The organism is Burkholderia sp. HAN2018 (genome assembly GCF_024704855.1).
In the GTDB taxonomy this organism is placed as follows: Bacteria; Pseudomonadota; Gammaproteobacteria; order Burkholderiales; family Burkholderiaceae; genus Burkholderia; species Burkholderia cepacia.
On the sequence record NZ_QOBB01000140.1, the window covers coordinates 1 to 19013 of the forward strand.

General features: G+C 69.0%; 18 protein-coding genes and 1 pseudogene. 6 read left to right on the forward strand and 13 right to left on the reverse strand.

Features of this window, described 5'->3' with window-relative positions; genetic code table 11:
* The 3 genes from DPV74_RS27480 to DPV74_RS27490 all read right to left on the reverse strand — a co-directional run.
* On the reverse strand, positions 1–1293 hold a 1293-nt coding region (locus DPV74_RS27480; protein ID WP_119338322.1), incomplete at its 3' end, for an MFS transporter.
* 312 nt (positions 1294–1605) lie between these two features.
* Positions 1606–2379 carry an AraC family transcriptional regulator gene (locus tag DPV74_RS27485; protein ID WP_119338323.1) on the reverse strand — a complete coding sequence of 258 codons (774 nt, stop codon included), beginning with the start codon at positions 2377–2379 and terminating at the stop codon, positions 1606–1608.
* A 35-nt stretch (positions 2380–2414) separates the two neighbouring features.
* Positions 2415–2756, reverse strand: coding sequence for an FKBP-type peptidyl-prolyl cis-trans isomerase (locus DPV74_RS27490; protein ID WP_027791040.1), 342 nt, complete (start codon positions 2754–2756; stop codon positions 2415–2417).
* 581 nt (positions 2757–3337) lie between these two features.
* On the opposite strand from DPV74_RS27490, the gene DPV74_RS27495 reads away from it, so the two are divergent.
* Positions 3338–4255: a metal-dependent hydrolase gene (locus DPV74_RS27495; RefSeq protein ID WP_060173227.1), complete on the forward strand. Its 918-nt coding sequence runs from the start codon at positions 3338–3340 to the stop codon at positions 4253–4255.
* A 453-nt stretch (positions 4256–4708) separates the two neighbouring features.
* Positions 4709–6181, forward strand: coding sequence for a sigma-54 dependent transcriptional regulator (locus DPV74_RS27500; protein WP_060083399.1), 1473 nt, complete (start codon positions 4709–4711; stop codon positions 6179–6181).
* A gap of 29 nt (positions 6182–6210) precedes the next feature.
* On the opposite strand, the gene DPV74_RS27505 is transcribed toward DPV74_RS27500, so the two are convergent.
* Both DPV74_RS27505 and DPV74_RS27510 read right to left on the reverse strand, forming a co-directional pair.
* Positions 6211–6597 carry a GtrA family protein gene (locus DPV74_RS27505; protein ID WP_119338324.1) on the reverse strand — a complete coding sequence of 129 codons (387 nt, stop codon included), beginning with the start codon at positions 6595–6597 and terminating at the stop codon, positions 6211–6213.
* 1132 nt (positions 6598–7729) lie between these two features.
* On the reverse strand, positions 7730–8512 hold the full coding sequence (locus DPV74_RS27510; RefSeq protein WP_021156310.1) for an ABC transporter substrate-binding protein: 783 nt from the start codon (positions 8510–8512) through the stop codon (positions 7730–7732).
* Between the two features lie 233 nt (positions 8513–8745).
* On the opposite strand from DPV74_RS27510, the gene DPV74_RS27515 reads away from it, so the two are divergent.
* Positions 8746–9165 (forward strand): MbcA/ParS/Xre antitoxin family protein, encoded by a 420-nt coding sequence (locus DPV74_RS27515; RefSeq protein ID WP_027791045.1) that lies wholly within the window; start codon positions 8746–8748, stop codon positions 9163–9165.
* 2 nt (positions 9166–9167) lie between these two features.
* Positions 9168–9863 (forward strand): RES family NAD+ phosphorylase, encoded by a 696-nt coding sequence (locus DPV74_RS27520; RefSeq protein WP_048022260.1) that lies wholly within the window; start codon positions 9168–9170, stop codon positions 9861–9863.
* Positions 9864–9879: 16 nt separating this feature from the next.
* On the opposite strand, the gene DPV74_RS27525 is transcribed toward DPV74_RS27520, so the two are convergent.
* Positions 9880–10611, reverse strand: coding sequence for a metallophosphoesterase (locus DPV74_RS27525; RefSeq protein ID WP_119338325.1), 732 nt, complete (start codon positions 10609–10611; stop codon positions 9880–9882).
* A 137-nt stretch (positions 10612–10748) separates the two neighbouring features.
* On the opposite strand from DPV74_RS27525, the gene DPV74_RS27530 reads away from it, so the two are divergent.
* Positions 10749–11402 carry a DUF1345 domain-containing protein gene (locus DPV74_RS27530; RefSeq protein ID WP_027791048.1) on the forward strand — a complete coding sequence of 218 codons (654 nt, stop codon included), beginning with the start codon at positions 10749–10751 and terminating at the stop codon, positions 11400–11402.
* A 24-nt stretch (positions 11403–11426) separates the two neighbouring features.
* On the opposite strand, the gene DPV74_RS27535 is transcribed toward DPV74_RS27530, so the two are convergent.
* Positions 11427–12095 (reverse strand): glutathione S-transferase, encoded by a 669-nt coding sequence (locus tag DPV74_RS27535; protein WP_119338326.1) that lies wholly within the window; start codon positions 12093–12095, stop codon positions 11427–11429.
* Between the two features lie 153 nt (positions 12096–12248).
* Positions 12249–12956, reverse strand: coding sequence for a cyclopropane-fatty-acyl-phospholipid synthase family protein (locus DPV74_RS27540; protein ID WP_119338327.1), 708 nt, complete (start codon positions 12954–12956; stop codon positions 12249–12251).
* Between the two features lie 305 nt (positions 12957–13261).
* Here DPV74_RS27540 and DPV74_RS27545 point away from each other — a divergent pair, with 305 nt between their 5' ends.
* A complete protein-coding gene (locus DPV74_RS27545) occupies positions 13262–14914 on the forward strand; it encodes a DUF3459 domain-containing protein (RefSeq protein ID WP_119338331.1) in 1653 nt (550 codons plus the stop codon).
* A 70-nt stretch (positions 14915–14984) separates the two neighbouring features.
* Here the strand turns inward: DPV74_RS27545 and DPV74_RS27550 are convergent, their stop codons facing one another.
* From DPV74_RS27550 to DPV74_RS27570, 5 genes and pseudogenes are all read right to left on the reverse strand, one after another.
* Positions 14985–15569 carry a thiamine phosphate synthase gene (locus DPV74_RS27550; RefSeq protein ID WP_119338328.1) on the reverse strand — a complete coding sequence of 195 codons (585 nt, stop codon included), beginning with the start codon at positions 15567–15569 and terminating at the stop codon, positions 14985–14987.
* A 31-nt stretch (positions 15570–15600) separates the two neighbouring features.
* Complete coding sequence (locus tag DPV74_RS27555; protein ID WP_027791053.1) at positions 15601–16944, reverse strand: hemolysin family protein; 1344 nt, start codon at positions 16942–16944, stop codon at positions 15601–15603.
* Between the two features lie 76 nt (positions 16945–17020).
* Positions 17021–17800, reverse strand: coding sequence for a sensor histidine kinase KdpD (locus DPV74_RS27560; protein WP_119338329.1), 780 nt, complete (start codon positions 17798–17800; stop codon positions 17021–17023).
* A 67-nt stretch (positions 17801–17867) separates the two neighbouring features.
* Positions 17868–18788, reverse strand: a complete 921-nt coding sequence (locus DPV74_RS27565; protein WP_119338330.1) for a DMT family transporter — start codon at positions 18786–18788, stop codon at positions 17868–17870.
* A 41-nt stretch (positions 18789–18829) separates the two neighbouring features.
* Positions 18830–19013 (reverse strand): annotated as a pseudogene (locus tag DPV74_RS27570) (LysR family transcriptional regulator); the annotation flags it as partial.

Sequence of the window (19013 nt, forward strand, 5' to 3'; positions counted from 1 at the left end):
GCCGGCGAGTGCGCCGAACGCGGCCACGCCCATCGCGCCGCCGGCCTGCCGCGCGGTATTCAGCACGGCCGACGCGATGCCGGCCCGTTCGGGCGCGACCGACGCGAGCACGGCGGTCGTCATCGCCGGCACCGCGAAACCCATGCCCGACGGAATCAGCAGGAACGGCACGAGCAGGACGGCCAGCGGCGTCGACGCGTCGATGAAGTGCAGCGATCCGTAGCCGAGCGCGGCGACGAGCGCGCCCGCCAGCATCGGCGCGCGCGGGCCGTGACGCGCCACGACGCGGCCGCTCGCGAGGTTCGACAGCAGGAAGCCGCCCGTCAGCGGCAGGAACGCGAGGCCGGCCTGCAACGCCGATTCGCCGCGTGCGCGCTGCAGGTACAGCGCGAGCACGAACACGGTGCCGTAGTACGTGAGGTTCACGCAGACCCCGAACAGCACGGCCGCGCTGAACGTGCGATGGCGGAACAGCGACAGCGGCAGCATCGGCGTGGCCGTCCGTGTTTCCACCGCGACGAATGCGAGCGCGGCGAGCGCCGCCAGCGCGAAACCGCCGGCGACGACCGGGTGCGTGAAGCCGAGCGGACGCCATTCGATCACGGCGCCGGTCAACGCGGTCAGCATCGCGATCGCGATGAACTGGCCGCGCAGGTCGAGTGCGCGGACGGAGCGGGATGGCGCGGCCGGCGTTGCCGCCGCACGGCACGCAGGTATCCATGCAAAGGCGGCCGCCAGCCCGGCCGCACACAGCGGCAGGTTCACGAGGAAGATGCCGCGCCAGCCCCACGCCGCGATCAGCAGGCCACCGACGACCGGGCCGGCCGCGATCGAAATCGACCCGGCTGCCGTCCACCAGCCGACGGCCCGCGCGCGCAGGTGCGGGTCGTGCCGGCACGCGTCGTTGAGCAGCGCAAGCGAATTGGGCAGCATCGCCGCGGCGCCGACGCCTTGCAGTGCGCGCGCCGCGATCAGCATCGCGGGCGCGCTCGCGGCGCCGCATGCGAGCGACGCAAGCGCGAACAGCACGAGGCCGGCGATGTACAGGCGGCGCGGGCCGAAGCGGTCGCCGAGCGCGCCGCCCGACAGCATCAGTACCGCGAACGCGAGCGTGTACGCATCGACGACCCACTGCAGGCCGGCGACGGGCAAGCGCAGGTCGCCGGCGAGATGCGCGAGCGCGATGTTGACGATCGTCACGTCGAGCTGCGTGACGACGAAACCGGTGCTGACGGTCGCGACGACGCGGGCGAGCGCGGGCGGGAAGGTGGAGGAGGGGATGGTCGTGTCCATGCGCCAATCGTAGGGCGCGGCCGGCCGGCGATGTTTCAGCGGGACGTGAAGCGTCGAAGCGCCGGGGGCGAAGCAGCAGGGCGGCGAGCGGGACGAAGCGGGGACGAAGCGGGGACGAAGCAGGAGCGAAGAAGGAGCGAAGAAGGAGCGAAGAAGGAGCGAAGAAGGAGCGAAGAAGGAGCGAAGAAGGAGCGAAGAAGGAGCGAAGAAGGAGCGAAGAATGTTGCGCGTGGGCCGACGTGAGCGCTGCGTGCCCAACCGTGCCGCTACGACCCGTGTTGACGCGCGCTCAGCGCGGAACCCTGGCTGCGTTCAATGGCGCTCGCCGCGCCAGCGACCCGGCGCAACGCCGAAGCGCTTCGTGAACGCATGCGTAAACGTGCTTTGATCCGCGAAGCCGACCATCCCGGCGATATCGACGAGCGGATACCGGCCATCCGCGAGCAGGATCACGGCCGCGTCGAGCCTGAGCCGCTGCAGGTAGCGATGCGGCGTTTCGCCGAACGCATCGACGAACAGTTGATGAAAGCGGCGCATCCCGTAGCCGCAGTGCGCGGCGAGATCGGCGATGCGCAGCGGCTCGGCGAGCCGCGCGCGCAGCCAGCGGTCGATGCGCGCGAAATCGAGGCCCGATGCGGGCGCGGCGATGTCGCGTTCGTCGAGCAGTGCGCCGCACAGCCGGGCGGCGGCCTGCCACTGGAAACGGTGTGCGGCCGCGTGCGGCGCGTCGGCGGCAGGCACTTCGAATTGCGCGGCCGCCGCCGCGATCTGCGCGACCAGTGACGTCAGGGCCGGATCGATTGCCACGGCGCGCGCGCTGTCGAACAGCCGCTGCGGCACCGCGAGTGACGCGAGGGGAAGATTGAGCACGAGCTGGCGATTCTCGCCGAGGCCCGCGTAATCATGGCGCGCGCCGGCCGGAACCAGCCAGGCGCGGTGCCGGTCGAGACGCTGGCTGACGCCGTTCACCGCCATCACCATCGCGCCGTCGATGCCGAGCACGATCTGGTGAAAGTCGTGCACGTCCGACGCTTCGAGCGCGTCGTAGCGTTGCAGCTCGACGGTGGGGGACGGAAGGTGTGCCATGGGGCGGGGCGTCAGCCGGGGGCTCGTGTGCCGTGTCAGATGGCGAGCAGTTCGACTTCGAACACGAGCGTCGCATTCGGCGGAATCACGCCGCCTGCGCCGCGCGGGCCGTAACCGAGTTGCGGCGGGATCGTCAGGCGACGCACGCCGCCGACCTTCATGCCCTGCACGCCTTCGTCCCAGCCCTTGATGACCATGCCGCCGCCGAGCACGAACGCGAACGGGTCGTTGCGATCCTTGCTCGAATCGAATTTCTGACCGTCGGTCAGCCAGCCCGTGTAGTGGACGCTGACGGTCTGGCCGGCTTGCGCTACGTCGCCGGTGCCTTCGGTCAGGTCTTCGTATTTGAGGCCCGATTCGGTCGTGATGACAGACATGACTTCTCCTGAAAAAGGATGGGTAAAACCGCTATTGTAGGCGAGCGCGCTGCGGGCCGCCGCTCGTGGCTTTCGGCCGGTCGCACGCGTATCGCGGGCGGCGTCGGGCCGTCGCGGCCGCGATCGCGCGGAACGCAAATGGAACGCGCGTTTGAATTTCCGGCCCGCCCCGCGACCGAGGTTGCACCGCGCGAGTGCGACGCGCGTATGAATCGGTGCTACCGGGGTGCTCGGCCGCATGCCGCACCGGGTTGCCGGATTCCGTGAAATGCCCGCCACGCGGGGCTTCCGGGCCACCGCTGCGATGCGGTGCCGACTGCCGCGAATGGCTCGCGTGCGGTCACGTGCGTTCGAATTCCGCCGTGTCCGGACGCCGTTCGAACGCCGTTTTTTCCGCCTTTTCGACCGTGCCCTGTTTGGAAGCGCGCATCTACCGCGCGGCTTGCGCGCGCTGCCGCGGGCGGCCTATCTTTACAGCTGTCGATGTCAAGATTTTGGCGGTGCGCGATGCGCCGCCCGGGCCCGCGCCGGCCGCGTCGGACAACGCGCCGGGCCGCTCCGGAACCAGGAGAACGATGAACATGAAGTCAGCCGCTTCCGCCACCGCAGCCGGGATCATGCCGGTGCGCCGCGACCTGCGCTTCGACCTGCCGGTCGAACGCGCGAAGGACTGGCATGGCCTCGGGTCGCACGTGACCCATTTCTTCAACGCGCTGTCGCTGCTGTTCCCGGCCGGCGAGCGCTTCTTCATGGATTCGGTGCGCAACTATCGCGACCGGATCGACGATCCCGTACTGAAGCAGCAGGTGCTCGGCTTCATCGGCCAGGAGGCGATGCACACGCGCGAGCACGTCGAGTATAACGAGCTGATGCAGGCGAACCACCTGCCCGCGCGCAAGCTCGACAAGCGCGTGTGGGCGGTGCTCGGCTACATGAAGCGCAAGCTGCCGCATTCGGTGCAGCTCGCGCACACGGTCGCGGCGGAGCATTACACGGCGATGCTTGCCGACTGGCTGCTGCGCGACCCGACGCGCCTTGAAGGCTCGGTCGAGGGCTACCGCCAGATGTGGATCTGGCACGCGCTCGAGGAAACCGAGCACAAGGCCGTGTCGTTCGACGTGTGGAACACCGTGATGGCGCCGGGGCTGCGTCGTTACCTGATCCGCATCGGCGTGTATCTGCTGACGACGCTGACGTTCTGGCCGACCGTGTTCCTGATGCACGCGACGCTGCTGTGGCGCGATCGCGGCGCCGGCCATCACGTGCGCGGCATGCTGCGGATGATCGCGTTCCTGTACGGGCCGCGCCGCGGGCTGTTCCCGCGCATCGCAGGCGAATGGCTGAGTTTCTTCCGGCCGGGCTTCCATCCGTGGGATCACGACAATCATCACCATCTCGCGCGCGTCGACGCGCTTGCCGCCGCCTACGGCGAACACGGCGGCACCCCGGCCGGCCGTGGTCGTGCGAACGCGCCGGCGCCGCTCGCATCGGGCCGTTGATCCCGTCGCTGCGCCGGCGTGCGCGGGATCGGGCCGAGCATGTTGCGTTCCTGCATCAGCCGGCTTCCTCTGACGATTGACCGAAATCAATTCGAACCGGCCGGGCGGGCATCCCGGCGGCCGGTCGACCGGCCGCGCACGCATGCGCGGCCGGGCCGATCCTGTCGGTGCCGCATCGCCCGCGAACTCCGTGCGCCAGCACCGGCGCGGCTTTGCGCGTCGCGCGGCCACCCGTGGACCGCCCGCGCCGCGCACGCCACCGGGATAACACCCATCTAGTCGCGCGCCGGCCACATCGATATACCGTTGATGACGCTGTCCACCTCACGCGCGATTCATGCACGGGGGGATTTTATTCGGACGGAAATGCGGCCAATATGTCGGTTCGATCGAGGTTCGTCGCACGCGGCGGCGAGCCGGGCGCGCGATACCAATGCCAAGCGGGGAACAACGATGGTTGCTAGGTCACCTGACGCAAACGGGCACACGGTGCCCGAGATGACGCATGTGTCCGTCACCGCGCCCGAGGATGGACGCAAGCTGTTCGTGATCATGCGTTCGCCCGACGAGCCGTTGCTTGCGCAACTGCGCGGGCTGGGCTGGGAAATCTCCGTCGCGAAGACAGCCGGCGCCGCGCAGAACATGACGTCCGGCGTGAGCGTCGCTGCCGGGCTGGTCGATTTCTCCGGGTTCACGTCGCGCGAGTATCCCGCGCTGAAGGCGTGCCTGAGCCAGCCGTCGATCGGCTGGATTTCCATCGCCCAGGCCGGTATCACGATCGGCCCGGCCGTGCGCGAGCTGATCCGCAGCTACTGCTTCGACTACGTGACCCTTCCGTTGCCGTACGAGTGGATTTCGCACGTGCTCGGCCACGCGCGCGGGATGGCCGCGCTCGATCGCGTCGATGGCGCGGCCTACGCGGCGTCGATCGGCGAACACGGGATGATCGGCAACTGCGAGGCGATGCAACAGTTGTTCAGCACGATCCGCAAGGTCGCGAAGACGGACGCGAGCGTGTTCATCTCGGGCGAGTCGGGCACCGGCAAGGAGCTGACGGCGCTCGCGATTCACGAGCGTTCCGGCCGCGGCAAGGGGCCGTTCATCGCGATCAATTGCGGCGCGATTCCGCATCACCTGCTGCAGTCGGAACTGTTCGGCTACGAGCGCGGCGCGTTCACCGGCGCGAACCAGCGTCGTGCGGGCCGGATCGAATCGGCGAACGGCGGCACGCTGTTTCTCGACGAAATCGGCGACATGCCGGTCGAAAGCCAGGCGAGCCTGCTGCGCTTCCTGCAGGAAGGGAAGATCGAGCGGCTCGGCGGGCAGGAATCGATTCCGGTCGACGTACGGATCATCTCGGCCACCCACGTGGATCTCGACGGCGCGGTCGAGGCCGGGCGCTTTCGCGCCGACCTGTATCACCGCCTGTGCGTGCTGCGCATCCATGAGCCGCCGCTGCGCGCGCGCGGCAAGGACATCGACATCCTCGCGCACTACGTGCTGCAGAAGTACAAGGCCGATAGCGGTCGCAAGATCAGCGGCTTCACGTCGGCCGCGCTCGACGCGATGCGGCGCTACGAGTGGCCCGGCAACGTGCGCGAGCTGATCAACCGCGTGCGGCGCGCGATCGTGATGGCCGAGAGCCGGCTGCTGACGCCGCACGATCTCGGGCTCGATACGCCGGGCGAAACCGAACCCGTGACGCTCGAACAGGCGCGGGCGCTCGCCGAGCGCACCGCGATCGAGAATGCGCTGCTGCGCAACGATCACCGCATCAACAAGGCCGCTGCCGAACTCGGCATTTCGCGGGTGACGCTCTACCGGATGATGATCGAGCACGGGCTGAACGATCACGACAACAACGGCGACAACGGCGGGCACGACGGCGCGCCGTCGGGCGACGCGGGGCATCAGCGGGTCGGCTGAACCGGCGCACGCGCGACGCGTGAGCCGGTTCAGCGATAGGTCCAGAGCCGGTGCAACACGAACGTGACGGGCGGCACGCACAGCACGACCGCGACGACGCTCCACGCGCGTGCCAGCCCGAGCGTCACGGCGCCGTGCGCAAGCAGCATCGTCACGGCGAGGCCGACCATCGCGACGGCGAGAAAGCGCATGAAGTTGCCCCACGTCACGGGCGACGAAAAACTCCACAGCGTGTTGGCGAGATACGAGAACGCGGTCGAGCAGGCGAACGCGACCGCGTTCGCGGTCACGGGCGTCGCGTCGAACAGCGTGAACATCGCGGCCGCGATCAACGCGTGCAGCGCGGTCGAACCGAGGCCCGACACACCGAAGCGAATCAGTCTGGCGCGTTCGGCGACATAGAGGGTACGGATCATCGGCGGGGCGATCGTTCGGGCGGTGGGGCGGCGTGTGGGGCGGCGTCGTGCGTCACGGCATCCGCCGGCCGGAGGCGCCGATGCGAACACGACGCACGCCGGTTTCGCAGTATAGCCGTGCGCCCGGCCGGCCCGGCACCGGCGGATGGATCGCGCGGGCAACCCGCGGCCCGCGTGCTGCCCGCGGCATGTAAAGCGCATGAAACATTTCGCGTCGGCGGCCATGCGAATTTGCGTGGTGAATCGGCGTGAACGGCCGGCCGTCCATCGGTAAAAATGCCGTGCTTCATTGTTCAGCCTTATCCGGCAAGCCAGGGCCGCCACGGGGCCCGCGCGTGCCGCGCGCCGCGTGTTTCAGTTTCGTAACTTCCCGCATTCGGCACCCGTTCCGGCCGCCACGCTGCCCGGCTGGCCCCTTGTCCGGACAGGCTCGCGCGAAGCTGGCCCGCTCCTTGCGAAAGTGGGCGTGCGAAGGTCGACGATGCACGGTCCGTCCGGTTCGGCAGCGAACCCTGTCAGTACCGGCCAGGACACGGTCCGCGGGGATGCGGCGGCGGAGCGCGGCGCAACAGCCGCGTTCCGGCGAGCACGGAGCGTCGTCGCCTGATCGTCGGGGCACCGGCCTCGTCCGGTTGCCGGAACAACCATCAGACTGATACGGGGTAGAAAAATGATCGATCGCCACACGCCGCGGCCGGCAGGCCGCGATCGCAGTGATGTGGAGCATCGCCGGTCGCATGTCGTTCTCTCGGCCGGCCGGCATGCATCGACAGGCCATCTCTCCGCGCCCGGTGCGAGGCGGATCCGGCTGATTGCCGGTCATCCACGCCGGGTCGGTACTTTCCTGCACGCGAACCCGATTCGCAAGGGCATGTGCGCTCGGGCGCCGGTACCTCGACGCCCGGTCTTCGCCTATTGACCGAAGCCGCACGATATCCGTTCGCGCCGGGCATCGTCGCCGCGAACGATTGATCTGCAATCCGAATGAGGCGCGAGGGTCTTGCCGCGCGCGCGACGGATGATGCATTCGATGCGACGGCAAACGGCGTCATGCCGTTGCCGTCCGGTGGTGAGGGGAGGGGCGGTCGGACGCGCGCGACGGGAGTGGCGCCCGTACGCGCGCGACGCCGTTTCAGCCGCCGTAGATGTCGAAGTCGAAGTACTTCGACGCGAGCCGCTTGTAGGTGCCGTCCTTGACCATGTCGAGGATTGCGCCGTCGATCTTCGCCTTCAGGTCGGTGTCTTCCTTGCGCAGCCCGATGCCGGCGCCGATGCCGAGCACCTTCTCGTCGACGAGCTCCGGGCCGACGAACGTGTAGTTCGCGCCGCGCGACGATTTCAGGAACCCGATCGCGGCCTGTACTTCATCCTGCAGCGCCGCGTCGAGGCGGCCCGAGGTCAGGTCCGCGTACACGCCGTCCTGGTTCTGGTACGACACGACGTTCGCGCCTTGCTTGCCCCAGTACGCCTTTGCGTACGTTTCCTGCGTCGTGCCCTGCTCGACGCCGATCGATTTGCCCTTCAGCGATTCGGCCGTCGGCAGCAGCGGCGAGCCCTTCTTCACGACGAGCCGCGTCGGCTGGTTGTAGATCTTCGTCGTGAAGCCGATCTGCTGCGCACGCTGCGGCGTGATCGACATCGACGACAGCACCGCGTCGAACTTCTTCGCCTTCAGCGCCGGAATCATCCCGTCGAAATCGTTCTCGAGCCACACGCACTTCGCCTTCAGGCGCGCGCAGATCTCGTTGCCGAGGTCGATGTCGAAGCCGACGAGCTTGCCGTCGGGCGCCTTCGATTCGAACGGCGCGTAGCTGGCGTCGGTGCCGAAGCGGATGGTGGTCCAGTCCTTCGCGACGGCGGGGCCTGCGGATACCGCGAGCAGGGCGATCGAAACAGCGGCAATCAGTCTCTTCATGGTGCGTTCCTTGGCGGGGTGCTTCCGGTTCTGTGCGACACGGTTTCACGGACCCGAGCCGCATCTGCGCGCGGTGTCCGCACGGCCATTAACGCAGAAAATAAAATCAGAGTCCAGAATGGACAAAAAATATCGTTTCGCCGGATGCGTGAATCGGTCGCCGGGTGCCGACCCTTGCAAAAATACGAAAATGGACTAATCTTGTTAGTAAATTCGTTTCGAGACTAACGATCATGTCACAGCCCGCCTACGAATCGCATTCCTCCCCGCCGCAGGCTTCGGTCGCGCAGATGTCGGCGGCCGGCCTGCGTGCGTTTTTCAACATCGCACGCGACTGGGAGCTGACGATCGACGAACAGATCGTGCTGCTCGGGTCGCCCGGCCGTTCGACGTTCTTCAAGTGGAAGGCCGCGCCGGAATCGGCGCGGCTGCCGCGCGATACGCTCGAGCGGCTATCGCTGCTGCTCGGCATCTACAAGGCGCTGCAGATCCTGCTGCCGCAGCCGGCCGCGGCCGATGCGTGGGTCAAGCGGCCCAACGACGCGGCGCCGTTCGGCGGCAAGCGCGCACTCGACCGGATGCTCGCCGGCAACGTCGGCGATCTGGTCGCCGTCCGCCAATATCTCGACGCGATGCGAGGTGGCTGGGCGTGACGATGCCGATCCAAGCACAACAATGGCCCACGACCGCGGTCGACTGGGCGCCTGCCTATCGCGTGATCCCCACCCGTTTTCCGGCAATCAACCTGTTCGACCGCGTTGCGTCGGCGGACGATTTCGACGCGCTTTACGCGCTCGAATCGCTGACCAACGACCGCATTCGCAACGAAGTCGGCACGCTCGACCTCGTCCCGCCCGCCGAACGTCGCTACGGGCAGGGCTGGGGGCCGATCATGGCCGCGTTCACGCACCTGAATCCGCAGGGCAGCCGTTTTTCCGACGGCAGCTACGGCGTGTTCTACTGCGCGCGCTCGCGCGATACGGCGATCGCCGAAACGCGTTATCACAGCGCGCTGTTCCTGGCGGCGACGAAGGAGCCGCCGATGCGCCAGCAGATGCGGCTCTATACGGTGATCGCGCAAGGCGACGTGGCTGACGTGCGCATGTGGCCGAAACGCGATCCGGCCTTGCTGCACCCGCTCGATTACAGCGCCGGGCAAGCGCTCGGCCGCGCGGTGCGCAATGCCGGCGGTGCGGGGATCGTCTATCCGTCGGTGCGCGACCCGCGCGGCGAGTGCCTGGCGGCGTTCCGCACCGCGCTGCTGCGCGATTGCCATCACGCGGCCTACCTCGAATACAACTGGAACGGCTCGGCCGTCGATGCGGTGTTCGAACTGAACCAGGTCGGCTAGTGGGCGCTCGCGGGCATCAGGGCAACGGCCAGTCGCCCGCGTGGCGTTCGCGCGCCTCGGCCTGCGTCATCGACCAGGTGCGCCCGGTGCGCGGCTCGACGAGCGTGAGCCGCCCGGCCGGTGCGAACGCACCCGTGTCGATGAACCATTGCGCGCCGATCCGCTGCGGTGCGCGCACCGGCGTGTGCCCGGTGTAGGTCAGCGACAGCCCGGTCTGCCGCGCCGGATCGGCGAGCCCCTGGACGAGATCGCGGCCCCAGATCAGCCGTTCGCGCACGTCGTGCGAATAGCTGCCCGTGTCGAGATCGGCGTCCGAGCCGAAGAATTCCGCATGCAGCACGTTGAAGCGCCCGGGGCCGTCGCCGATCACGCGCACCAGCGGCAGCGCGTCGACGCGCGCCGCGTGCGCGTGCAGCCGTTCCGCCGGCAGGTCGGCGCCCCAGTCGCCGCCGATTCCGCGCCACGCGTCGGGCGACAGCTTGCCGCGCGCCACGAGGCTCAGCACTTCCTCGTGATTGCCGCGCACGACGTGGCACCACGGGCGGTCGAGCAGGTCGAGCGTGGTTTCGGATGCAGGGCCGCGGTCGACGAGGTCGCCGACCGAGAACAGGCGGTCGCGAGCCGGATCGAAGCGGATGTCGTGCAACAGCGCGCGCAGCACATCCACGCAGCCGTGCAGGTCGCCGACGACGAAGTCACGGCCGGCCGTATTCGCGGGATGGTGGCAGAGGGGGGCGGTGGCAGTCATCCCATTATCTTAGGCGCTCGCGCCCATCGCCACGTCACGACGGAATGACGATAATCGGGGCGCTACCCGCCGGTGCGGCGCGGCGGGGCGTCCCGCGCGTCGGCCGAACCCTTTCCATCTGCTTTCGGAATCACACGATGACGTTCTATCCGCAGGTATTACGCAACCGGCCGCGCATGGTCGCGGCGTTCATCGCCGGCGTGCTGTGCGCGGTGCTGCTGCCGTTTCCGCTGCGTCCGGCCGCGCGGGCGCTGATCGGCTGGGATTGCGCGGTCTGGCTGTATCTCGTGCTGATGTGGGTGCGCATGGTCACCGCGCATCATCACAAGGTGCGCGAAGTCGCGATCCGCGAAGACGAAAACGCGACGACCGTGCTGACCGTCGTGTGCTTCGCGACCGTGGCGAGCGTGGCTGCGATTGCGATCGAACTCGCGACCGCCAAGAGCGTGGGCTTCAGCGCGGGGCTCAGCCACTACGCGATTACGGGCGCGACGCTGTTCGGCGCGTGGTTCCTGATCCCGACGATCTTCACGCTGCACTATGCGCGCCTCTATTACGGCTCGCCATCCAACGACCGCGCGCTGCGCTTCCCCGACCGCAATCCCGAACCCGATTACTGGGATTTCCTGTATTTCGCGTTCACGCTCGCGGTCGCGTCGCAGACGGCCGACGTGTCGCTGGCGAGCCGCTCCGCGCGGCGCTCGGTGCTCGCGCAGTCGATCCTGTCGTTCTACTTCAACATGGCCGTGCTCGGGCTGTCGATCAACGTGGCAGCCGGCCTGCTGAGCTGACGCGGGCCGCGGTCGTGCGCCGCGTCATTTGAGCAGCTCGTACGGGCCGCCGCGCTCCAGCGCGCGCCGGTATGCCGGCCGCGCGTGGATCGCGTCGAGAAAGCGCGCGATCGCGGGATGCCGGCCGTCTCCGCCGCGCGCGGTCGCGGCCTCGAGCGGAAAGCTCATCTGGATGTCGGCCGCGCTGAAGCTGTCGCCGACGAACCAGCCGGTGCGCTGCAGCACACCGTCGACATGGCCGAGATGCAGCGCGATCTGCGGATCGACGAAGCCCGACTGCAGCGTGTCGGCGATCTTGCGCGCGATCGGCCGCGCGAAGAACGGCATCGGCGCATGCGCGATCCGCAGCGCGACGAGCTTGAGCAGCAGCGGCGGCATCGCCGATCCTTCCGCGTAGTGCAGCCAGTACGTGAAGTCGTGCCGCTCGGGCGTGCCGGGCGGCGGCGCCAGGCGCCCGTTGCCGTAGCGTTCGACCAGGTATTCGATGATCGCGCCCGATTCGGCGTATGTGCGGCCCTCGTCGGTGACGACCGGCGACTTGCCGAGCGGATGGATTGCGCGCAACGCGGGCGGTGCGAGCATCGTCTTCGGGTCGCGCGCGTAGCGCACGATCTCGTACGGCACCTCCAGTTCTTCGAGCAGCCAGAGCACGCGCTGCGAGCGCGAGTTGTTCAGGTGATGGACGGTGAGCATGTCGACGCCGGAAGTGGGGGCGGGAACGACATCATACCCAGCGCGGGTGGCGCACAAGCGAAACGCGTCGCGCGACGTGGCGCGACGCGTCTGGCCGACCGCGTCTGGCCGACCACATCTAGCCGACCGCGTCTGGCCAACCGCCCCGATCCATCACGCGCGCCGGACGGCGATCCACGCGCCCCAGAACAGGCTCGCGAAAAAGCGCAGCGGTGCATCGAAGCCCGCGTCGCGCAGCAGGGCGAACACGGCTTCCTCGGACGCGGGCGGATCGGCGCCCTTCAGGATCTTCGCGAGTTGCGCGCGCACCGCGTCGGGCGTCGCGCCTTTCATGCGCCAGCGCTGCTGCCATGCGTCGAGCAGGCGAGGGTGGTCCGCGTAGCGGCGATGATTGCCGGCGAGCACGAGCGGCGCGCCGGGTTTCAGGCGTTGCGCGATCGCCTGCAGCAGCGCCGCCTTCGCCTCGTCGCCCGGGACGTGATGCAGCACGCCGATCAGCGTCGCGCCGTCGAACGCGGGCGTGTCGGGCAACGCATCGACACCGTCCTCGACGAACGCCGTGCGCGCGCCGCAGCCCGCGGCCTCGACATTCGAGCGCGCGAGCGCGAGCATCGGCCCGGACGGGTCGACGGCCGTGAACCGCCAGCCCGGCTCGAGCGCGGCCGCCACGCAGATTTCCTGCCCCGTGCCGCCCGCGCCCGCGACGAGGATCCGTGCATCGGGTGCGGCGATTGCCGACGCGAGCATGCACGCGGTGAGTTCATGACAGGCATCGTAGCCGGCGAGTGCGATGCGGGATTGCTCGGCGTATTCGTGTGCGCGTGCCGGATCGAATTTGGCGGCGCTGGCGGGAAGCGACATGACGGGTTCCTCGGGTCGGGCGCGGACGGTGTGTCCACGAGCATCGCGCAGAGCGTAAGCGTGCACGGCCGGTGCAACAAGGCGAGCAGGCATTCCGGTATGCGGGCTACCTGCCTCGCCGGCGCTTGCCGGACCGCGGGTTTTCCAGGGGTCGATTCGCATTTAATAATGTCCGGGGACGTTGCATCGCGATGGCGAATCCGGCGCATACTCGTTTCTCCCCCCGCCTGGCCGTCGCATGCCGGGCCCCGATGTGCCGCGCCGCTGGCGCGGCCATGCCGCTCGGTACGCACGAGGAGCGCATGATGTCCGATTGTCCGCACGACCCGTATGCGCAGCACTACATTCACTGCCTGCCGTTCGGCGCACAGCCCTGTGGCGCGCTCTGCGCGACGCCGCGCACGCATTTTCGCGTGTGGGCACCGGGCAGCACGCAGGTCCAGCTCGAACTCGATACCGGTTTCGGCCCGTTGCTCGTTCCGATGACGGCCGCCGGCACGCACTGGTTCGAAGTCTTTGCCGATTGCGGCGCGGGGGCGCTTTACCGCTATCGCCTCGACGATACGGTATCGATTCCCGATCCCGCATCGCGCTCGCAACCCGAGGGGCTCAACGGCCCGAGCGAGGTCGTCGATCCGCGCGCGTTCACGTGGCGCAACACGTTCTGGCGCGGGCGCGCATGGGAAGACATCTCGCTCTATGCGATTCGCCCGCACGCGGTGGGCGGCTTCGGCGGCGTGCGCCGGCGCCTGCCGCAACTCGCGCGCCTGGGTGTGACCGCGCTGGAGCTGCTCGCGTCGCCGCACGACAGCCTGCCGTTCGCGCCGCTCGCGGCCGAAGGCGGCCCCGACGCGCTGAAGGCGCTGATCGACGATGCGCACGGCTACGGTCTCGCGGTGCTGCTGGAACTCGACTACGCGCGCTTCGGCAGCGGCACCGATGCGCTGCGCCACTACGCGGCGCCGTTCTTCCATACGCGCGACGATCCGCTGCAGGCGTCGCCGCTCGCGCTCGATCATCCGGAAGTCTGCGATTTCTTCTGCGACAACGCGCTGTACTGGATCGACGAGTACCGTTGCGACGGTCTGCGCCTGCGCGAAGCCGACCGGATCGGCGTGTCGTGGCTGCGCGAAATCGCGGACCGCGTGCGCGCGGCGGTGCCGGCCGACCGGCTCATCCATCTCGTACTCGGCAGCGAGCGGCATCCCGCGCATCTTGCCGATACCCATTTCGATGCGCAGTGGAACGGGTGCGGCGAACGCGCGCTGCACCGGCTGACGGGCCGCGACACGTCGGCTCATGAAGGCATTTCCGCGCATCAGTCGATCCACACGCTCGCCCGCGCGCTGACCGCAGCCGGGGCCGCATTCCAGCCGGCCGGGTCGGGCGAGGGCATGACGGCCGACAGCGGGCTGTCGTTGACGTCGCTGGTGCTGTCCGACGGCGCGTGGCGCGACAGCGGGCAGGGCGACCACGGGCAGGAGGCCGGTCTGGCCGCGCTTGCGCTGTCGCTGCTCACGCCGCAGATCCCGTTGATCTTCGACGAAACCGCGCGCGACGCCGATCGCGCGCATTTCGTGCAGTCGGCGCTGGCGGTGCGCGCGAAGCTGATCGCGCCGAGGCTGTCCGATTGCCGGCCGCAGGATGCGCGTGCGCTGAAGTCGGACGGCGACGGCGATGCCGACGCGCTGCTTGCGTCGTGGCGGCTCGCCGACGACGAGACGCTGACGATCGCGCTGAACCTGTCGCCCGAGGCGGTGCCGTTCGATGCGCCGAGAGGGCGGGTCGTGTTCGAGACGCCGGCGCGTGCGCGCGACCGGGTCGATGAAGGGGAGCTGCCGCCGTACTCGCTCGTCGCGTGGCTGACGGGTGACGTCAACCGGTATGCGCTCACGCACGATGCGCGTCGCATCGACGACGGCGCGTGGCGCGGAAGGCGCCCGAACCTGAACGCATGACGACGTGAGGCGGTAATGTCTGAACGGCCGGGCGCATCTGCGCCCGGTTGCGTCGCAGGAAATCCCCGGACTACCAGAACCCGCGAATGCCCGCGATGCCGTGCGCGCCGTGGCGGCGTGCATCGTCGAGGTGGGAGCGTTTCATGCCGCCGAGCGCGAAGACGGGCATCGCGGCCTCGGCGGCCAGTGTGCCGAACTGCGTCCAGCCGAGCGTCGGCGCACCGGGATGGCTGAGCGTCGGCAACACGGGCGACAGCGTGACGAAATCCGCGCCGGCGCGCGCGGCCAGCAGCAAGTCGTCACGCGTATGGCAGGCCGCGGACACCCATCTTCCGGCCGGCAACGGCCGCTGCGTGGCGGCGCGCAACGCGGGGCCGTCGAGATGCCAGCCGGCGCCGTCGAGCCGCATCACGCCGGCCGCATCGATCGGGCCGTTCAGCATCAGGTGTGTGCCGGCCGCGCCGCAGCGCGCGAGCGCCGCGGCGGCGAGCCGCGCAAACGCGGCTGCGTCGAGCGATTTCACGCGCAGTTGCACGAGTGTCTCGCCGCGTGCGAGCACGGCCGACAGCCGGTCGAGGAACGCCGCGCAATCGGCGGCCGACGCGGACGCCGGCTCGGGCGTGATCACGCAGCAGCGCGGCAGCGTCGCGTTCATCGCGTGCGCCGGCGGCAGCCACGCGCGGCCGTCATTCGTCGGCCTCTTTCGCGATCTTCGGGTAGACGCGCACGAGCACGATGCGCGGCCCGTTCATCTTCTTCACGACGACGTCGAAGCGGTCGAACGACACGCGCTGCCCTTCGGTCGGCAGGTCGCTGAGCGCCTGGATCACGAGGCCGCCGACCGATTCCGCGCGACCTTCGTCGATGTCGATGCCGAGCGCCTGTTCGAGCGACACGACGGGCAGGCTGCCCTTGCCCATCAGCGTGCCGTCGTCGAGGCGGCTCCAGTCGGCGTCGCCCTGGCGGAACTCGTCGTGGATCTGGCCGACCAGCGCGCCGAGCAGGTTGTCGAGCGTCAGGAAGCCGATCGGCTTCTCGCCCTTGTTGCCGACCAGCGCGAAGTGCGGTGCGCCCTTGCGGAAACGGCGGAACAGGTCGAGGGCCGGCGTGTCGGGCTTCACGTACTGCACGGGGCGCACGTAGTCGGACAGGTCTTCGAGCGCGGCGCCCGCGTGACGCGCGAGCAGCAGGTCCTTCAGGTGGATCAGCCCGCTCACCTGTTCACGCGACGCATCCTCGAACAGCGGATAGCGGCTGAAGCGGTGCCGCGCGACGATCTCCATGTTGTCGGGCAGCGGCAGGTCGCGGCGCAGGCCGATCATTTCATGGGCCGGCCGCATCAGGTCCGATACGGTCATCGACGAAAAATCGAGCGAATGCGCGAGCGTGTTCCACTCGTCGTTGGTGTACGTGCCGCGCGCCGGCTGCGCGGTGTTGCCGGCCGTGCTGCGGCGGCTGCGCAGGATCAGCTTCAATTCGTCGGTCGAGTAGTGCGCGTCGCCGCCATGGTCGGCCGACAGCCCGGCGAGCCGCAGCACCGCGTTGGCGCTGTTGTTGAGCACCCAGATTGCCGGGTACATCGCCCAGTAGAACGCATAGAGCGGCAGCGCGACCCACAGGCCGACCTTCTCCGACTGGCGGATCGCCATCGACTTCGGCGCCAGTTCGCCGACGACGATGTGCAGGAACGAGATCAGCGAGAACGCGAACACCAGCGAGATCAGGTGCACGACGCGCTCCGACTGCACGCCGATCAGGTCGAGCAGCGGGGTAAGCAGTTGCGCGAACGCCGGTTCGCCGACCCAGCCGAGGCCGAGCGACGCGAGCGTGATGCCGAGCTGGCACGCGGAAAGATACGCGTCGAGCCGGCCGTGCACGATGCCGAGGATGCGGCCGCGCAGGCCGTGCTTGCGGGCCAGTGTCTTGACGCGCGTGGCGCGCAGTTTGACCAGGCCGAATTCGGCCGCGACGAAGAACCCGTTCAGGGCCACCAGGAACAACGCGCCGATGAGCGCGAAGATCTGTAACAAAGAATCACTCCGGTTATGACAGGCCCGTCAGTATAGAGCCAGAAAGGAATTCGTAATATATCGGGCGGCCGCTGGCTTACACCGGCGCCTCGCCGGGGACGGAGAACGTGACGGTGGCGGTTGCGCCATCGGCGAACGCGTCGTGCGAGAACGTGCCGCCGTGTGCGAGCGCGACGCGCTGGCAGAGCGCAAGCGCCCACGCGACGCGCTTCGCGTCGCGCTCGCGCAGCAGCTCGCGTCGTGCGAACGATTCGAACGCGTGCGGCTGCGCGGGATCGGCGAGCGTGTCGGCGTTGACGGTGCATGTGGCGCGCGCGGTGAACTGCACGCCGTCGCGCGCGCACGCCAACGTCACGCGGCCGCCGGCGGCGCTGGCTTCGACCGCGACCGTCAGCATCGTCCAGAGCGCCTGCGCGATGCGTTCGCGGTCGGCGCTCAGCGACGGTTCGCCGTCCGGCAGCGTCGCGTCGAGCGTGACCTGTCGTGCGTCGGCGAGCGCGAAACGGACGAGCGCGAGCGTGTCGTCGAGCAGCGCGCGCAGCGCGAACGGCTGCGGCGCGAGTGCGAGCGTGCGTGTTTCCGCGCGCGGCGCATCGAGCACGTCGTCGATCAGCGCGACCTGCTGGTCGATCCCGGTGCGGATGCCCGCGAGCGCGCGCTGCAGGTTCGGATCGGCGTTGGCGAGCTGGCGCTCGAGCACGTATGCCCAGCTATGCATGGCATTCAGCGGGCTGCGCAGGTCGTGCGACGCGGTGGAGAGCGCCTGGTCGCGCAGGAACAGCGCCGCCTGGGTGGCGTAGTGCGCTGCGCGTTCGCGCAGCAGGTCGGCGGCGGGATCGACGGAAGTGGACGTCACGGAGCGGGCCTGTCGGAAGCGGTTGGCGTGGTTATCACGCGAACCGTCATTATAGGGACGGTGCGGGTCACGCCGGCAGTGCGTCCTCGTCCTTTTTCCGGGCGTCGCCGTTCGGCAGCAACTGGCACGCGAGCAGGCCGGCCAGCATCAGCGCGCAGCCGACGAGCGCGCGCAGCGTCAGCGTTTCGCCGAGCGCGGCCCAGCCGGCGATCGCCGCGAACACGCCTTCCATGCTGAAGATCACGGCTGCGTGCGCGGGCGCGGCGTCGCGTTGCGCGACGACCTGCAGCGTATAGCCGACGCCCACCGACAACAGGCCGCCGTACAGCAGCGTCGGCAGTGCGCCGCGCAGCACGGCGCCGCTGACCGGCTCGACGGCGAGACCGACCGCGAGACACGCCACGCCGCACACGAGGAATTGCAGGAACGCGAGCACGAGCGGATCGTGGCGCCGGGCGAAATGGCCGACGGCCATCACGTGCGCGGCGATGATCACGGCGCCGGCGAGCTGGAACCAGTCGCCGTACAGCACCGAGAAGTGCTCGTCGATACTGAGGAAATACAGGCCGATCGCCGCGAGCAGCGCGCCGAACCACGTGCCCGCGCCGATCCGGTGACGGGCGAACACACCCATCAGCGGCACGATCACGACGTACAGCGAGCTGATGAACCCTGCGTTGGCGATGCGCGTGTACTGCAGGCCGATCTGCTGCAGCGATATCGATACCGCCAGCAGCCCGCCGAGCGCGAGGCCCGGCAGCAGCGCCGGCGCACGGCGGATCGCCGCGAGCTGCGCGCGCGACGCCGTGTTCAGCGTCAGCAGCGGCACCAGCACCAGCGCGCCGAGCAGGAAGCGCAGCCCCGTGAACAGGAACGGCCCGATCACGTCGAGGCTCAGGCGTTGCGCGACGAAAGCCGAACCCCAGATCGCGGCGGCGGCGAGCATCAGCAGGTTGGCACGGAGGTGCTTGCGGGCTTCGGGCTTCATTGGAATTCTTCTGAAGATTGCTGGCGGCGAAACCCGTCAGTTTACGCCGAGATTGCAAGGCTGTCGGCAAACCTGCGCAGCGCGGCGGCCGCGCGTGGGTCGCGCACGCGCGAGTACAGCACGACCTGCGACAGCGGCAGCGGCGGCAGCCCGAATTTCGCGCCGACGTCGACCAGCGTGCGCGGCGCGACACGCCGCGCGAGCGGGCAGACGGCAAGCCCCGCG

What these genes read in the sequence shown, in the direction of transcription:
- DPV74_RS27525 (WP_119338325.1), bottom strand. Translation starts at nt 10,611, where the DNA reads ATGACTGCCACCGCCCCCCTCTGCCACCATCCCGCGAATACGGCCGGC.
- DPV74_RS27545 (WP_119338331.1), top strand. Translation starts at nt 13,262, where the DNA reads ATGTCCGATTGTCCGCACGACCCGTATGCGCAGCACTACATTCACTGC.
- DPV74_RS27540 (WP_119338327.1), bottom strand. Translation starts at nt 12,956, where the DNA reads ATGTCGCTTCCCGCCAGCGCCGCCAAATTCGATCCGGCACGCGCACAC.
- DPV74_RS27520 (WP_048022260.1), top strand. Translation starts at nt 9,168, where the DNA reads ATGCCGATCCAAGCACAACAATGGCCCACGACCGCGGTCGACTGGGCG.
- DPV74_RS27515 (WP_027791045.1), top strand. Translation starts at nt 8,746, where the DNA reads ATGTCACAGCCCGCCTACGAATCGCATTCCTCCCCGCCGCAGGCTTCG.
- DPV74_RS27530 (WP_027791048.1), top strand. Translation starts at nt 10,749, where the DNA reads ATGACGTTCTATCCGCAGGTATTACGCAACCGGCCGCGCATGGTCGCG.
- DPV74_RS27495 (WP_060173227.1), top strand. Translation starts at nt 3,338, where the DNA reads ATGAAGTCAGCCGCTTCCGCCACCGCAGCCGGGATCATGCCGGTGCGC.
- DPV74_RS27485 (WP_119338323.1), bottom strand. Translation starts at nt 2,379, where the DNA reads ATGGCACACCTTCCGTCCCCCACCGTCGAGCTGCAACGCTACGACGCG.
- DPV74_RS27490 (WP_027791040.1), bottom strand. Translation starts at nt 2,756, where the DNA reads ATGTCTGTCATCACGACCGAATCGGGCCTCAAATACGAAGACCTGACC.
- DPV74_RS27505 (WP_119338324.1), bottom strand. Translation starts at nt 6,597, where the DNA reads ATGATCCGTACCCTCTATGTCGCCGAACGCGCCAGACTGATTCGCTTC.
- DPV74_RS27565 (WP_119338330.1), bottom strand. Translation starts at nt 18,788, where the DNA reads ATGAAGCCCGAAGCCCGCAAGCACCTCCGTGCCAACCTGCTGATGCTC.
- DPV74_RS27535 (WP_119338326.1), bottom strand. Translation starts at nt 12,095, where the DNA reads ATGCTCACCGTCCATCACCTGAACAACTCGCGCTCGCAGCGCGTGCTC.
- DPV74_RS27550 (WP_119338328.1), bottom strand. Translation starts at nt 15,569, where the DNA reads ATGAACGCGACGCTGCCGCGCTGCTGCGTGATCACGCCCGAGCCGGCG.
- DPV74_RS27500 (WP_060083399.1), top strand. Translation starts at nt 4,709, where the DNA reads ATGGTTGCTAGGTCACCTGACGCAAACGGGCACACGGTGCCCGAGATG.
- DPV74_RS27510 (WP_021156310.1), bottom strand. Translation starts at nt 8,512, where the DNA reads ATGAAGAGACTGATTGCCGCTGTTTCGATCGCCCTGCTCGCGGTATCC.